Source organism: Streptomyces sp. NPDC056224 (assembly GCF_042267665.1).
Taxonomy (GTDB): domain Bacteria; phylum Actinomycetota; class Actinomycetes; order Streptomycetales; family Streptomycetaceae; genus Streptomyces.
Genome location: NZ_JBHJTK010000006.1, coordinates 141,888 through 154,747 on the forward strand (window position 1 = coordinate 141,888; position 12,860 = coordinate 154,747).

The following is a 12,860-nucleotide window of genomic DNA, read 5'->3' on the forward strand; positions in this document are numbered from 1 at the left end:
CTCCCCGGGCCCCCGCCCCCCCCGGCCCCCCCCCGCCCCCCCCCCCCCCCCCCCGCCACCCCCCGCCCCCCCGGGGCGGCGCCCCCCGGCGCCGCATGCCCGAGACCGCCGGGCGGACACGGGTCCGCGCCGCCGGGAGCGGGTCAGAGGACGGCGACCGGGGCCACCGGGGTGCCGGTCGCGCCGACGAAGGGTTCCGGCATGGCGGAGAGGAAGAACGAGTACCGGTTCTCTTCTGCACAGGCTGTGGACAACTTTTCGAGATTCCAGTTCTGGCCCTGGTGCATGCCCATCTCGACGAGGTCCAGGGCGTGGACCGGCAGCCACAGGTTCTCCAGCTCCGGCGGGAAGATCTCGAAGGTGAGCGTGTCGTTCGCGACCGCCGCCACGTCCCGGGCGTGGAACCACTGCGGCGTACGGACGGACAGGCCGGGCGACGGGAAGCCGTAGCCGTGTTTGTCGCCCGCCAGGTAGACCTGGATCTGGCCGGTGCGGACCAGCACGATGTCGCCGGCGCGGACCGTGACCCCGCCGAACTCCTCCGCTTCGCAGAGGTCTTCCGGGGTCACCGCGTGCCCGCCGGGAAGCCGGTCCAGTCCCTTGGCGCGCGCCACGTCCAGCAGGACACCGCGCGAGACGATGTGCCCCGCCTTGTCTATGCCGCTGTACCGGGCGCGGGTGTGCGGCGTGATCGACGAGGCCGGACGGCCGTTGTAGATCTTCCCCGAGTGCGAGACGTGCGTGAGGGCGTCCCAGTGGGTGCCCGCCTGGAGGCCCATGGTCACGGCGTCGTCGCTGCACGCCACCGTGCCCGGGCCGAAGATCTCCTGGTTGATCTGCACCATCGTGTGCAGCGGGTTGATCCGGCCGGGGATCAGGCCGGCCTGCACCCCGTCCTCCTTGAGGGGGAGGGCGAGCGGAATGCGGCGACCGCTGCGCACCTCGGCGGCGGCGGCCCGGACGACCTCGTCGGTGACCAGGTTCAGGGTGCCGATCTCGTCCTCGGCGCCCCAGCGCCCCCAGTTGTTGACGCGCTTGGCGATGTCGTGGAACTCGGCGGGCAGTGACATGGGCCTCAACAGCTCCTTGCGTGGAAACGGCAACGAGGGCTTGTGCTCGCGCATCGAGGTGCCCATAGAATCTAACGGACCGTCAGAAAACGCGGGAAGGGGCCGGACGTGGGGAACTTCTTGGCAGGCAAGGTCGTCGCCGTCACCGGCGCCGGCCGGGGCATCGGGCGGGCCGTGGCACTCGCCGCGGCCGCCGAGGGCGCCAAGGTCGTCGTCAACGACTACGGCGTCGGCATCGAGGGCGGAGAACCCACCAGCGAGATCGCCGAGGCAGTGGTGAAGGAGATCCTCGCCGCGGGCGGGGAGGCCGTCGCGGTCGCCGACGACATCTCGAGCATGGCGGGCGGACAGCGGATCGTGGACACCGCGCTGGCCCGGTACGGGCGCATCGACGGCGTCGTCTGCGTGGCCGGCATCCTGCGCGAGCGGATGCTCTTCAACATGTCCGAGGAGGAGTGGGACCCGGTGGTCGCCACCCACCTCAAGGGCACCTTCACCGTCTTCCGCGCCGCCTCCGCCGTCATGCGCAGGCAGGGTTCGGGCACCCTGATCGGTTTCACCAGCGGCAACCACCAGGGCTCGGTGGCGCAGGCCAACTACAGCGCCGCCAAGGGCGGGATCATCTCCCTCGTCCGGTCCGCCGCTCTGGGCCTGGCCAAGTACGGGGTCACGTCCAACGCCGTCGCCCCGATCGCCCGTACCCGCATGTCCGCCAACGTCCCCATGGAGCTCAAGGAGATCGGCGAGCCCGAGGACGTCGCCGCGCTCGTGACCTACCTGCTCAGCGACAGGGCCGTGGCCGCCGGGGGCGAGAAGATCACCGGGCAGGTCTACACGATCGCCGGCCCGAAGATCGCCGTCTGGGCCCAGCCGCGCGAGCTGCGCGCCGGCTACGCCGAGGGCTCGTGGACCCCGGAGAAGATCGCCGACTTCCTGCCCGGGACGGTGGGCACCGACCCGATGCCGATGCTCGTGCAGCTGGAGGCCATGGCCAAGGCGGCGGCCGCCAAGGACCGCCCGAACGCGTAGAGGGGCGCAGCAGCGTGGACTTCAGCTTCGGGGCCGAGGACGAGGAGCTGCGCGGGCGCGCCCGGGCGTGGCTGACGGAGCACCTCGTGGGCCCGTACGCGCACGCCCTCGGCCTCGGCGGCCCGGGCAGCGAGCACGAGGGGGTCGACGTCCGGCGCGCGTGGGAGCGCGAGCTGGGCCGCGGCGGCTGGATCGGGCAGGGCTGGGAGGCCCAGGGGTACGGGAACCGGCGGCTCTCCCTGACCGGCCAAGTGGTGTGGGCCGAGGAGTACGCGGCGCTGCGCGCGCCCGCCCGGGTCGGTCACATCGGGGAGAACCTCCTCGCGCCGACCCTCATCGCCCACGGCACCCCGGAGCAGCAGAGCCGCTTCCTGCCCGGCATCGCGCGCGGCGAGGAACTGTGGTGCCAGGGCTACAGCGAGCCGGGCGCCGGCTCCGACCTCGCGGCGATCCGTACCTCCGCCGTACGGGACCGCTCCGACGGACTGTTGCGGGTGACCGGCCAGAAGATCTGGACCTCCCTGGCCGCGGACGCCGACTGGTGCTTCGTCCTGGCCCGCACCGAGCCCGGGTCCCGGCGGCACCGGGGGCTGTCGTTCCTGCTCGTACGGATGGACCAGCCGGGCCGGATCGAGGTCCGGCCGATCCGGCAGATGTCGGGGACCTCGGAGTTCAACGAGGTGTTCTTCGACGGGGCGGTGGCGGCGGAGGCCGTCGGCGCGCAGGGCGACGGCTGGAGCGTGGCCATGGGGCTGCTCGCCCTGGAGCGGGGGGTGTCCACCCTGGTCCAGCAGATCGGCTTCGCGGCCGAGCTGGAGCGCGTGCTGGCGGCGTACGCGGCATCGGGTGCTCCGGATCCGGCCGTGCGGGAGCGCCTCGTGCGCCAGTGGGCCGAGCTGCGCGCAATGCGGTGGAACGCGCTGCGCACCCTCGGCGCCGCGGACGACCCGGGCGCCCCGAGCGTGGCGAAGCTGCTGTGGGCCGGCTGGCACCGGCGGCTCGGCGAGCTGGCGGTGGAGGTCCGCGGCGCGGAGGCCTCGGCCGGACCGGCGCACTGGGCGCCCGGGCTCCCGTACGAACTCGGACTCGACGAGGGGCAGCGGCTCTTCCTGTTCACCCGTGCCGACACCATCTACGGCGGCTCGGACGAGATCCAGCGGAACATCATCGCCGAGCGCGTGCTCGGCCTGCCTAAGGAGTCCAGGTGAGAGGCGTCGTGTTCGACGGCAAGCAGGCCCAGGTGGTCGACGACCTGGAGATCCGTGATCCGGGACCGGGGGAGGTGCTGGTCGCGATAGCGGCGGCCGGGCTGTGCCACAGCGACCTGTCGGTGATCGACGGGACGATTCCGTTCCCGCCGCCGGTGGTGCTCGGGCACGAGGGGGCGGGGGTGGTCGAAGCCGTGGGCGCGGGGGTCGCGCACGTGGCGCCCGGCGATCACGTGGCGCTGTCCACCCTCGCCAACTGCGGTGCGTGCGCGGACTGCGACCGGGGCCGGCCGACGATGTGCCGCAAGGCGATCGGGATGCCGGGCCAGCCGTTCTCGCGGGGTGGGAAACCGCTGTTCCAGTTCGCCTCCAACTCCGCTTTCGCGGAGCGGACGATCGTCAGGGCCGTCCAGGCGGTGAAGATCCCCGCCGAGGTCCCGCTGACCTCGGCGGCCCTGATCGGCTGCGGGGTGCTGACGGGAGTGGGGGCGGTGCTGAACCGGGCGAAGGTCGACCGAGGCGAGTCGGTGGTCGTCATCGGCACCGGCGGCATCGGGCTGAACGTGCTCCAGGGCGCCCGGATCGCGGGTGCGACGACGATCGTGGCGGTGGACGCGAACCCGGCGAAGGAGGCGGTGGCCCGGCAGTTCGGTGCCACGCACTTCATCGACGCGTCGACGGCGGGGGACACGGGCGCGGCGGTCCGGGAGATCCTGCCGACCGGCGCCGACCACGCCTTCGAGTGCGTGGGCAGCGTGAAGCTGATCCGCCAGGCGATCGACCTCCTCGACCGGCACGGGCAGGCCGTCCTGCTCGGCGTGCCCGGTTTCAAGGAGGAGGCCTCCTTCCTCGTCTCGTCGATGTACCTCGACAAGACGATCATGGGCTGCCGGTACGGATCCTCCCGCCCGCAGCGCGACATCGCGCTGTACGCCGAGCTCTACCGGCAGGGCCGGCTGCTGCTGGACGAGCTGGTGACGGAGGTCTACCCGGTCGAGGACTTCGCGAAGGCGGCCGACGACGCCCACCACGGGCGGGTGGCGCGCGGGGTGCTCACGTTCTAGTCCCGTGCCGGGGGCCGTGACGTTGTGGACCCCGCCGGTTTCACCGCGGCCGGGCGGGGAGGGAACGCCGCCTCACCAGGGGCCGGGCGGCCGTCACGGTCCTCGGTCCCGGGTGGGAGCGGTCCCGGCTGCCGGGTCGGTCGGGGCGCCGGGGCGTCGGGGCGCCGGGCTGGCCGGGGCGGCCGGGGCGGTCCGGCTGCCGGGTCAGTCGCTGAAGCGGCCGAAGCGGCCCTTGTGGAAGAGGAGCGGCTCGCCCTCGCCCGCCGCGCCCATGGCCACGACGCGGCCCACGACGATCAGATGGTCCCCGCCGGTGTGCACGGCGTGGATCCGGCAGTCGATCCAGGCGGGTACGGCGTCGAGCTGCGGGGACCCGGTGACCGGGGCCGGGGCGTGGGCCACCCCGGCGAACTTGTCCGCGCCGCTGACGGCGAAGGACCGGCACAGTTCGCCCTGCTCGGCGCCCAGGATGTTGACGCAGAACACCCCGGCGCGGGCGATCCGCGGCCAGGTGGTCGACGTACGGGCCACCATGAACGTGACCAGGGGCGGGTCGAGGGACAGCGAGGCGAAGGACTGGCAGGCGAAGCCGGCCGGTCCCTCCTCGTGCGCGCCGGGCGGCGCGGTGATGACGGTGACCCCGCTGGCGAAGTTGCCCAGCACGGCGCGGAATTCGGCGGACGACACCGGCGCGCGCTCGTCCTCGCCGACGGCCCGCAGGTCGGGGCGCGGCAGGACTTCCACGGGCTCCGGACCCGCCGCGGCGGAGGTGGGGGCGCCGACCGATCTGAGGTAACGGACGACGGTGGCCGCCATCCCTGCATGTCCCATCACATTGATGATTGAAGCTGACGGTTCGTCAGATGGGAAGGGGGGCGGGGTCGCGATCCGGGAGGCCGCCGGGAGCGTGGAGCGCCCGGAGCCCGGTCCGGGCGGACGGCGGCCCGGGTGGAGGGACGTGCGGCTCCTGCGTCGCCGGTGCACGGGAACCGCCGTTTCCGATGATCAACTCGCCTGTGGCGAAGCCGACATGACTGTGTTTCATGTCTGCGACAGTGGCTGTGTACAGTCATCGCCAACGACAGCGACGTCGGGGGCTGGGGTGGGCATGGGGAACGGTTTTCGCTACCGGGCCGAGCGGATCTCACTGGGTGCGATGGCGGCTGCGGGCATCGCGGTCCTGGTCGCCGATCTCCTCGGCTGGCTCGACAAGATGGCCCCCGGCGGCACACTGCCGAAGATCACGCTGCTCATCCTGAGCACGGTCACCCTGTTCCTCCTGATGGAGTTCGACCGCCTGAAGGTGCTCGACAGCATCCACCGGCAGATTTCCGGGCTCACCGTCGACGGCCTGACGGGCGACCTCCGCAGCCGGCACTACCTCGGCGTGGTCCAGGTGCACGAGTCGTTCCCGGAGCAGGCGTTCATCGGGCTCGTCCGGTCCGCCCGGCGCGAGGTCGCCATTCTCCAGACCTGGATACCCAACCTCACCAGCTTCAAGGACGAGCTGGCGCAGGCCGTCAAGGACCGGCAGGTCGAGGTGAACATCCTGCTGCTGCATCCGTCGTCCCCCGTGGCGGGGCTGCGCGACGAGGCGCTGGGCAGCGAACCGAGCGCCGGGATGGTGGACGTGGACGCGAGCCTGCGCGTCCTCGGAGTGATCCACGGCCAGCTTCCCCCGGAGCTCCGGGGCAAGCTGCGGGTGAAGGTCTACAACTCGCTGCCGTCGATCGCCGTGTACAAGGCCGATGAGCGCTACCTGGTCAGCTCGTTCCTGCACCGCCGCCTCGCGATCGAGTCCACCCAGACCGAGATCCAAGGGTGCGACACCGTGATGGGCCGCGAGGTCCAGAACGAGCTGAACACGTTGTGGGGCATCGGCAGCGATGTGGACCTCAGGGACTGGCACAGGTCGATCGAGAGCACCAATCAGTGATGCGGAAGAGAGGTTACGGTCGTGCGGGAACTGGACAGGTTCGAGGACGAACTGATCGAGCGGTACGAGCAGCACCCGGTCCTGGGGAACATCGCCCTGCTTCCGGACGAGGACTTCGCCGCGGTCCTGCTCCAGCGGCGCTTCCTCTCGCTCGCCTTCACCCCGGCCTACGACCTGGCGATCGATCTCCTGCGTGACGAGGTGGGGCTGCGGATCGCCCGGGTCATCCTGCGCGAGGAGTACCCGGACCGGCGCGGGAACACGCCCTCGCACCGCGAGGACATGACCCGGGACATGTACCGGCTCGGCGTCTCCCGGACGGATCTCGTCCACACGAGGCCGACGGCGGCGACGAGGAAGGCGATCGGCGACACCTTCGACCTGATCGCCGAAGCGGGCACCCATGACGACGCCGACCTGCGGCTGTTGACGGTCCTGCGGTTCTGGGGCGAGATCCTGGTGTCCGTCGAGTACGGGCGGCTGTGGGAGCGGATGGAACCCCTGCTGGTGCGGGACGGCGAGAACCTCTCACGCTTCTACCACCCGCACCACGTCCACGACGCCAAGACGCGCACGCTCGCGGCCGGGGGCATGCTGTCCACCGCCCACCCCGACCGGCTGGCGACCCGGCTGAGGGAGTTCCTGCTGAGCGGGGGCGAGGGGGCGGCCGCGGCCTTCAGGGAGTCCGAGGAGCGGTCGCTCCAGGTCAAGGTGGGCTTCTACGACCAGTTCCTGCCGGCCCTGGACCGCGTGGGAATCTGACGGCAGCGGGGAGCCGCTCCGCGATCCCCGCGCGGCGGGCCTCAGCCGGGGCCGAGCACGCCGGCCTTCGCGAGGCCGTAGCCCGGTTCGGCCGGATCGAACTGCTGGCGTGCTCGGCCCCGACCCGAAGGGTGCTGCGCGGGCGCGGACCGTCCCCCGGCGGTTCCCCCCAACGGGTGAATCCACCGCCCCGCTGCGGGGAGTACCGGCGGGCGGCGGGGGACGGTCGGCATCGTGGCCCGGGTCGTCGTCCGCCCCACCCGCAGGAGGAACCATGCTCGGCACCGGCTTCCGTACCGGATCACCCAACTGGCTCGACCTCGGCAGTCCCGACACCGACGCCGCCGCCCGCTTCTACGGCGCAGTGTTCGGCTGGAGCTTCGTCTCCGCCGGGCCCGAGGCGGGCGGGTACGGCTTCTTCCAGCTGGACGGGAAGACCGTCGCCGCGCTGGGTCCGCTCACCGACGAGGGGGCGGCGTCCGCGTGGATGGTCCACTTCATGAGCCCCGACATCCAGGCCACCGCCCAGGCCGTCAAGGACGGCGGCGGGCGGGTGCGGATGGAGCCCATGGACGTCATGGGCGAGGGCTGGCTGGCGCAGTTCACCGACCCGCAGGGAGCCGAGTTCGCTTCCTGGCAGCCCGGCAGGACCGCAGGGCTGGAGCTGACCTCCGCCGAGAACTCCCTGGTGTGGGTGGAGCTGCACGTCCCGGACCCGGTCGCCGCCCTCTCCTTCTACTCCGGGCCGTTCGGGTGGCGCCACGAGGAGATGGAGACGCCCGGGATGACGTACCGGGTGCTGAGCCTCACCGAGGGCGACAAGCAGCAGACGTCCTTCGGCGGGATCGCGCCGCAGGGCGAGGGTGCGGGCGGCGGGTCGGCCATGGTGCCGCGCTGGGTGCCGTACTTCCACGTGTCCGACGTGGACGCCACCGTCTCGGCGGTCGAGGGCAACGGCGGTGCGGTGCTCATGCCCGCGGCGGACGTGCCGGACGTCGGCCGCATCGCGTGGGCCTCGGACCCGGCGGGCGCCGTGTTCGCGCTGCTCAAGCCCAACCCGCAGATGTAGCCGGCCGGAGCGCGCTCGGCCGGCCCGCCGGGGCGCGCTCAGCGGCCGAGGAACGTGGGCGTGCGGCGCTCCACGAAGCCGGCGACGCCCTCGCCCGCGTCGGCCGTGGTCATGTTGAGCTCCTGGGCGGTGGCCTCGGCGGCCAGTGCGGCCGCCCGGTCACTGTCCAGGGAGGCGTTGACCAGCTGCTTCGTCATGGCGAGGGCCCGGGTGGGGCCCTGGGCGAGGCGCTCGGCCCACGCGCGGGCGGTGGCCTCCAGCTCCTCGGCCGGGACCACCTTGTTGACCAGGCCGAGGCGCTCGGCCTCGACCGCCGGGACGGCGTCGCCGAAGAACATCAGCTCCTTCGCCTTCTGCGGGCCGACCAGGCGGGGCAGCAGGTACGCCCCGCCGCCGTCGGGCACCAGGCCGCGGCGGACGAACACCTCGATGAAGCGGGCCGGTTCGGCGGCGATGACGAGGTCGCAGGCGAGCGCGAGGTGGGCGCCGATACCGGCGGCCGTGCCGTTGACGGCGGCGACGACGGGCTTCTCGCAGTCGAGGACCGCGGTGATCAGGCGCTGCGCGCCGAGGCGGATCATGCGGGCGACGTCGCCGACGACGCGGTCCCCGGCGGCGCGGTCCCCGGCGGCGGGGCCGCCCCGGAGATCGGCGCCCGCGCAGAAGCCCCTGCCGGTGGCGGTGATGACGACGGCGCGGACGCCGGGATCGGCGGAGGCGTCGGCGAGCAGCGCGATGACGCGCTCGCGCTGGTCCCAGGTGACGGCGTTCATGGCGTCTGGCCGGTTCAGGGTGATCCAGGAGACGCCGTTGTCCAGGCGGTGGAGGATCTCGTCCGTCATGGATTGAACTCCCGTTCGGGGGTGGGTGGGCGAAGCCGTGGGCCGGGCGCGGCACCGCTGCCGGGGGCCGGCCCCCGGCCACCGGCCCCGCGCCTCACACGCCGACGGGGCCGGAACGCGGCGATGCCGTTCTCCGTCCCACATGCCGGCCGGGCAGGCGCCCCGCCCGGCCGGCATGTGGGACGCGGGGTCCGGGCGCGGCCCCGGCAGGGCCGCGCAGGGTCAGCGGCAGATGGCGAGGGCGTCCAGGGCCACCGCGCCCTGCCCGCGGGGGAGGACCATCAGGGGATTGATGTCCAGCTCGGAGAGTTGGCCGCCCAGTTCCAGCGCCATCCGCTGGATCCGCAGGATGACCTCCACCAGGGCGTCGACGTCGGCCGGCGGCGCTCCCCGTACCCCCTCCAGCAGCCCGTGCCCGCGCAGTTCCGTGAGCATCCGGCGGGCCTGGTCCTCACCGAACGGCGGCACGCGGACCGCCGCGTCGTGCAGGACCTCCACAAGGACCCCGCCGAGGCCGACGGTGACCGTGGGACCGAAGAGGTCGTCCTGGGTGACGCCGACGACCATCTCGACGCCCCGCTCGACCATTTGGCAGACCAGGATGCCGTCCAGCGGGACGCCCTCGTAACGCGCTATGTCGGTGAGCTCGCGGTACGCGTCGCGGATCTGGCTGGCGGAGGTCAGGCCGATCTTGACCAGGCCCAGCTCGGTCTTGTGGCCGAGCTGGGGGCCCGAGGCCTTCATGACGACCGGGTAGCCGACGAGACCGGCCGCGCGGACGGCCGCCGCCGCGCTGGTCACCAGCTGCTCGCGGGGGACCCGTATCCCGTACGCCCGCAGCAGCTGCTTCGCCGCGTGCTCGCTGAGCTGCTGGCCCGGGCGCATCAGGGCCTGCGCCTTGCGGTACGAGGGGGAGGGCGTGCGGGGGGCATCGTCGAAGGGGGAACGGTACGCCGCGGTGAAGCGGTGGTGGCCGATGTAGGCGCGTACCGCGGTGATGCAGTTGCCGAAGGTGCGGAAGGTGGCCACGCGGGAGGAGCCGAGCAGGGTGGTCCGGTAGGCCTCCTCGGTGCCGACCGGGGAGCCCCAGATCACGCAGACGAGCTTGTCCGTGGCCTCGGCGGCGTCCACCAGGTCCTGGGCGAGCCTGTCGCTCATCGGCGGGAAGGGGCCGGTGATCGGGCAGATCAGCACGCCGACGGACGGGTCGGCGAGGATCGCGTCGATGATCTTGCGGCCGCGCCAGTCGCCGACGGGGTGGCCGCCGTTGTCGACGGGATTGGCGACGTTCAGGTACTCCGGGATCCACTGGTGGAGCTCGTCCTGCTTGGCCCGGGAGAGGGTGGGCAGGGTCAGGCCCGCCTCGGAGGCCAGGTCGGAGAAGTGGGCACCGGTGCCGCCGGAGATGGAGTAGACCACGACGCCGTCCGCCCGGGGCTTGCGGGCCCGGGCGAGCAGCGCGGCCGTGTCCTGGAGTTCGTCCAGGCCGTCGACCCGGATCACGCCGAACTGGCGCATGGCGGCGTCCACGACGGTGTCCGCGCCGGTCAGCTTCCCGGTGTGGGAGGCGGCCGTCCTGGCCCCGGTCTCGGTGCGGCCGACTTTGACGGCGACCACCGGGACCCCGTTGCGGGCCGCCCGGTCGGCGGCGAGCAGGAAGGACCGGCCGTCCTTGAGGCCTTCGACGTAGCAGGCGATGGCCCCGACCTCGGGCTGCTCGGCGAAGTAGGAGATGAAGTCGGAGGTCTCCAGGTCGGCCTCGTTGCCGGTCGGCGCCCAGTGGGAGAGGCGGATGCCCAGCTCCTGGAGGGTGTAGACGGGCCGCCCCTGGTGCCCGGACTGGGTGATGAGGGCGATGGCCGGCCCGTCGAGGTCGTCGCGGAACTCCTCGAAGGCGTTGAGGTTCGTGTTGGGGCCCAGCAGACGCAGGCCGGAGCGGCCGACGGCCGCCGCGAGCCGGGCCTGGGCGGCGGCGCCCGCGTCGCCGGTCTCGGCGAAACCGGAGGCGAAGGCCACGGCGAACTTCACCTTGGTCTCGGCGAGTTCCTCGATCACGGGGAGCGGGTCGGCGACGAGCAGGACGGCGAGGTCCACCTGCTCGGGCAGCGCCGCGACCGAGGGCGCGCAGGGCAGCCCGAAGACGCTCCCGCGGGTCGGGTGCACGGGGTGGATCCGGGCGCCGACGCGCTGCGCCCAGGCGATGAGCTGGCGGGTGATGCCGGTGTTCGGTCTGCCCTCGGCGTCGGAGGCGCCGACGACGGCGACCGATTCGGGCCGGAAGAACCGGTCCAGGTCGGGGACGTCGGAGTGCAGGGGCCGTCCGCTGACGTCCACGGGGACCGCGTCCTCGGCGGTCGGGGCCGCGGTCGAATGGACGGCCGTCCTGGGGGACTCCCCGCAGGCCTCGACACGTGCGCGGAAGTCGGTGGTGAGGGTGCCGTGAGTAGATCCAAGCATCGTTCCGCCCGCTCCTGCTCGATGAACCTCGATGGAACCTCAATAACTGACGTGTAGTCAGATTACTTAACTGACGTGACGTCAGGAACAGGGCTGCGCAGGAAAGCTGGTGGAGGTGATGTGTAAAACGGTGGCAGATCTCCCGCGATCGGGTCCAGAGTGCCGTTCAGGCCGTGGCGCGCAGGTGCCGCTGTACGGCCCGGGCGATCTTCCCGGCGTCCAGGGCCAGCTCCCGCAGCATCCCGCTGATGGGGTTCGTGAAGCCGGTGAAGTACAGGCCGGGGGCCTGCGCGGGGCTGTCGGCGCCGTGCGCGCGGGGCCGCCCGCGCTCGTCGAGTACGCCGTCGAGGTGGCCCACCAGGCCCTCCAGCGCACGGCGGTATCCGGTCGCCGCCACCACCGCGTCCGGGGTGATGCGCGAGCCGTCCGCGAGCACGACCTCGGCGCCGTCGAAGGCGTCGACGGCCGCGACCGGCTCGACCCGCCCGGCGCGGACCGCGTCGATCAGGCCGACGTCCTGGACCGGGATCGCCCCTTCCCTGACCCTGCTGTACAGGCCGGGGCCGGGGCGCGGGAGCCCGTATGCCGACAGGTCGGGGACGGAGGCCTTGGCGACGGGCACGCACAGCCGGTCCACGAGCCGCACGGGCAGTCTGCGTACGAGGATCCCCGTGCGCTGGGCCGGCCAGCCGGCGGTGGAGCGGCGCACGATGTGCGGTGCGGTGCGCACGGCGAGCCGCACCCGGGCGGCACCGCCCTCGGTGAGGTCGACGGCTATCTCGGCGCCGGTGTTGCCGACGCCGACGACGAGCACGTCCTGGCCGGCGTAGGGCTGGGGGTTGCGGTAGTCGGCGGCGTGCAGCAGCCGCCCGGTGTACGTGTCCCGTCCCGGCCAGTCGGGCAGCGCGGGCGTGTGGTTGAACCCGGTGGCGACGACCACGGCCCCGGCGCTGAGCACCCGCCCGCCGCTGGCGTGCAGGGTCCAGCCGCCGTCCGCCCCGGGCTCGATCCGGGTCACCTCGACGCCGGTGACGATCTCCAGCTCGTGGAACTCCGCGTACTTCTCCAGGTACCGCACCACGTTGTCGCGCGCGACCCACCGGCCGAAGCGGCGCGGCATGGCCAGGCCCGGCAGGGCCGAGAGCCGGCGCGTGGTGTGCAGGTGGAGGCGGTCGTAGTGGCGCCGCCAGGAGGCGCCGACCTCGTCGGACTTCTCGACGACCACCGCGCGGACCCCGCGGGCGCGCAGCGCGGCGGCGGCGGCGAGGCCGCCGGGACCGCCGCCGATGACGTACACGGGGCGGGGCTGGGTGGTCATGTCGGGTGCTGTGGGGACTCCTGGCATGAGGTGTGATCGTATCGCCACGCTGGGTTGATGGGTCTCGGACAAGGAGGGAATCGATTGCGGATCGGTCACGGACCC

11 protein-coding genes are annotated in these 12,860 nt (G+C 72.9%); 6 read left to right on the top strand and 5 right to left on the bottom strand.

What is annotated here, in order from left to right; genetic code table 11:
• Positions 1 to 143: 143 nt before the first annotated feature.
• On the bottom strand, positions 144 to 1,070 hold the full coding sequence (locus tag ACFCZ1_RS11200; RefSeq protein WP_376678108.1) for a cyclase family protein: 927 nt from the start codon (positions 1,068 to 1,070) through the stop codon (positions 144 to 146).
• A gap of 108 nt (positions 1,071 to 1,178) precedes the next feature.
• Between ACFCZ1_RS11200 and ACFCZ1_RS11205 the strand changes: the two genes are divergently transcribed.
• Genes ACFCZ1_RS11205 through ACFCZ1_RS11215 form a run of 3 tightly spaced genes read left to right on the top strand, consistent with a single transcriptional unit; the run spans position 1,179 to position 4,371 of the window.
• Positions 1,179 to 2,099 (top strand): SDR family NAD(P)-dependent oxidoreductase, encoded by a 921-nt coding sequence (locus tag ACFCZ1_RS11205; protein ID WP_376678109.1) that lies wholly within the window; start codon positions 1,179 to 1,181, stop codon positions 2,097 to 2,099.
• 14 nt (positions 2,100 to 2,113) lie between these two features.
• Positions 2,114 to 3,307, top strand: a complete 1,194-nt coding sequence (locus ACFCZ1_RS11210) for an acyl-CoA dehydrogenase family protein (RefSeq protein ID WP_376678110.1) — start codon at positions 2,114 to 2,116, stop codon at positions 3,305 to 3,307.
• The gene (locus ACFCZ1_RS11215) at positions 3,304 to 4,371 is read left to right on the top strand and encodes a Zn-dependent alcohol dehydrogenase (RefSeq protein ID WP_376678111.1); all 1,068 of its coding nucleotides are present in this window, start codon (positions 3,304 to 3,306) and stop codon (positions 4,369 to 4,371) included. The genes ACFCZ1_RS11210 and ACFCZ1_RS11215 overlap by 4 nt, the downstream gene beginning before the upstream one ends.
• Before the next feature lie 204 nt (positions 4,372 to 4,575).
• On the opposite strand, the gene ACFCZ1_RS11220 is transcribed toward ACFCZ1_RS11215, so the two are convergent.
• Positions 4,576 to 5,187 (bottom strand): flavin reductase family protein, encoded by a 612-nt coding sequence (locus ACFCZ1_RS11220; protein WP_376678251.1) that lies wholly within the window; start codon positions 5,185 to 5,187, stop codon positions 4,576 to 4,578.
• Positions 5,188 to 5,479: 292 nt separating this feature from the next.
• Between ACFCZ1_RS11220 and ACFCZ1_RS11225 the strand changes: the two genes are divergently transcribed.
• From ACFCZ1_RS11225 to ACFCZ1_RS11235, 3 genes are all read left to right on the top strand, one after another.
• Positions 5,480 to 6,307, top strand: coding sequence for a hypothetical protein (locus ACFCZ1_RS11225; RefSeq protein ID WP_376678112.1), 828 nt, complete (start codon positions 5,480 to 5,482; stop codon positions 6,305 to 6,307).
• Between the two features lie 21 nt (positions 6,308 to 6,328).
• Positions 6,329 to 7,069, top strand: a complete 741-nt coding sequence (locus tag ACFCZ1_RS11230; protein WP_376678113.1) for a hypothetical protein — start codon at positions 6,329 to 6,331, stop codon at positions 7,067 to 7,069.
• A gap of 274 nt (positions 7,070 to 7,343) precedes the next feature.
• Positions 7,344 to 8,138, top strand: coding sequence for a VOC family protein (locus ACFCZ1_RS11235; RefSeq protein WP_376678114.1), 795 nt, complete (start codon positions 7,344 to 7,346; stop codon positions 8,136 to 8,138).
• Between the two features lie 38 nt (positions 8,139 to 8,176).
• Here the strand turns inward: ACFCZ1_RS11235 and ACFCZ1_RS11240 are convergent, their stop codons facing one another.
• The 3 genes from ACFCZ1_RS11240 to ACFCZ1_RS11250 all read right to left on the bottom strand — a co-directional run bounded on the left by ACFCZ1_RS11240 (position 8,177) and on the right by ACFCZ1_RS11250 (position 12,755).
• Complete coding sequence (locus tag ACFCZ1_RS11240) at positions 8,177 to 8,980, bottom strand: enoyl-CoA hydratase/isomerase family protein (protein ID WP_376678115.1); 804 nt, start codon at positions 8,978 to 8,980, stop codon at positions 8,177 to 8,179.
• Positions 8,981 to 9,202: 222 nt separating this feature from the next.
• Positions 9,203 to 11,437, bottom strand: a complete 2,235-nt coding sequence (locus ACFCZ1_RS11245; protein WP_376678116.1) for an acetate--CoA ligase family protein — start codon at positions 11,435 to 11,437, stop codon at positions 9,203 to 9,205.
• Positions 11,438 to 11,603: 166 nt separating this feature from the next.
• Positions 11,604 to 12,755: a flavin-containing monooxygenase gene (locus tag ACFCZ1_RS11250; RefSeq protein WP_376678117.1), complete on the bottom strand. Its 1,152-nt coding sequence runs from the start codon at positions 12,753 to 12,755 to the stop codon at positions 11,604 to 11,606.
• Positions 12,756 to 12,860 lie beyond the last annotated feature (105 nt).

Coding starts and splice junctions, on each gene's coding strand:
- ACFCZ1_RS11200 (WP_376678108.1), bottom strand. CDS start 1,070: ATGTCACTGCCCGCCGAGTTCCACGACATCGCCAAGCGCGTCAACAAC.
- ACFCZ1_RS11220 (WP_376678251.1), bottom strand. CDS start 5,187: ATGGCGGCCACCGTCGTCCGTTACCTCAGATCGGTCGGCGCCCCCACC.
- ACFCZ1_RS11225 (WP_376678112.1), top strand. CDS start 5,480: ATGGGGAACGGTTTTCGCTACCGGGCCGAGCGGATCTCACTGGGTGCG.
- ACFCZ1_RS11235 (WP_376678114.1), top strand. CDS start 7,344: ATGCTCGGCACCGGCTTCCGTACCGGATCACCCAACTGGCTCGACCTC.
- ACFCZ1_RS11240 (WP_376678115.1), bottom strand. CDS start 8,980: ATGACGGACGAGATCCTCCACCGCCTGGACAACGGCGTCTCCTGGATC.
- ACFCZ1_RS11245 (WP_376678116.1), bottom strand. CDS start 11,437: ATGCTTGGATCTACTCACGGCACCCTCACCACCGACTTCCGCGCACGT.
- ACFCZ1_RS11250 (WP_376678117.1), bottom strand. CDS start 12,755: ATGACCACCCAGCCCCGCCCCGTGTACGTCATCGGCGGCGGTCCCGGC.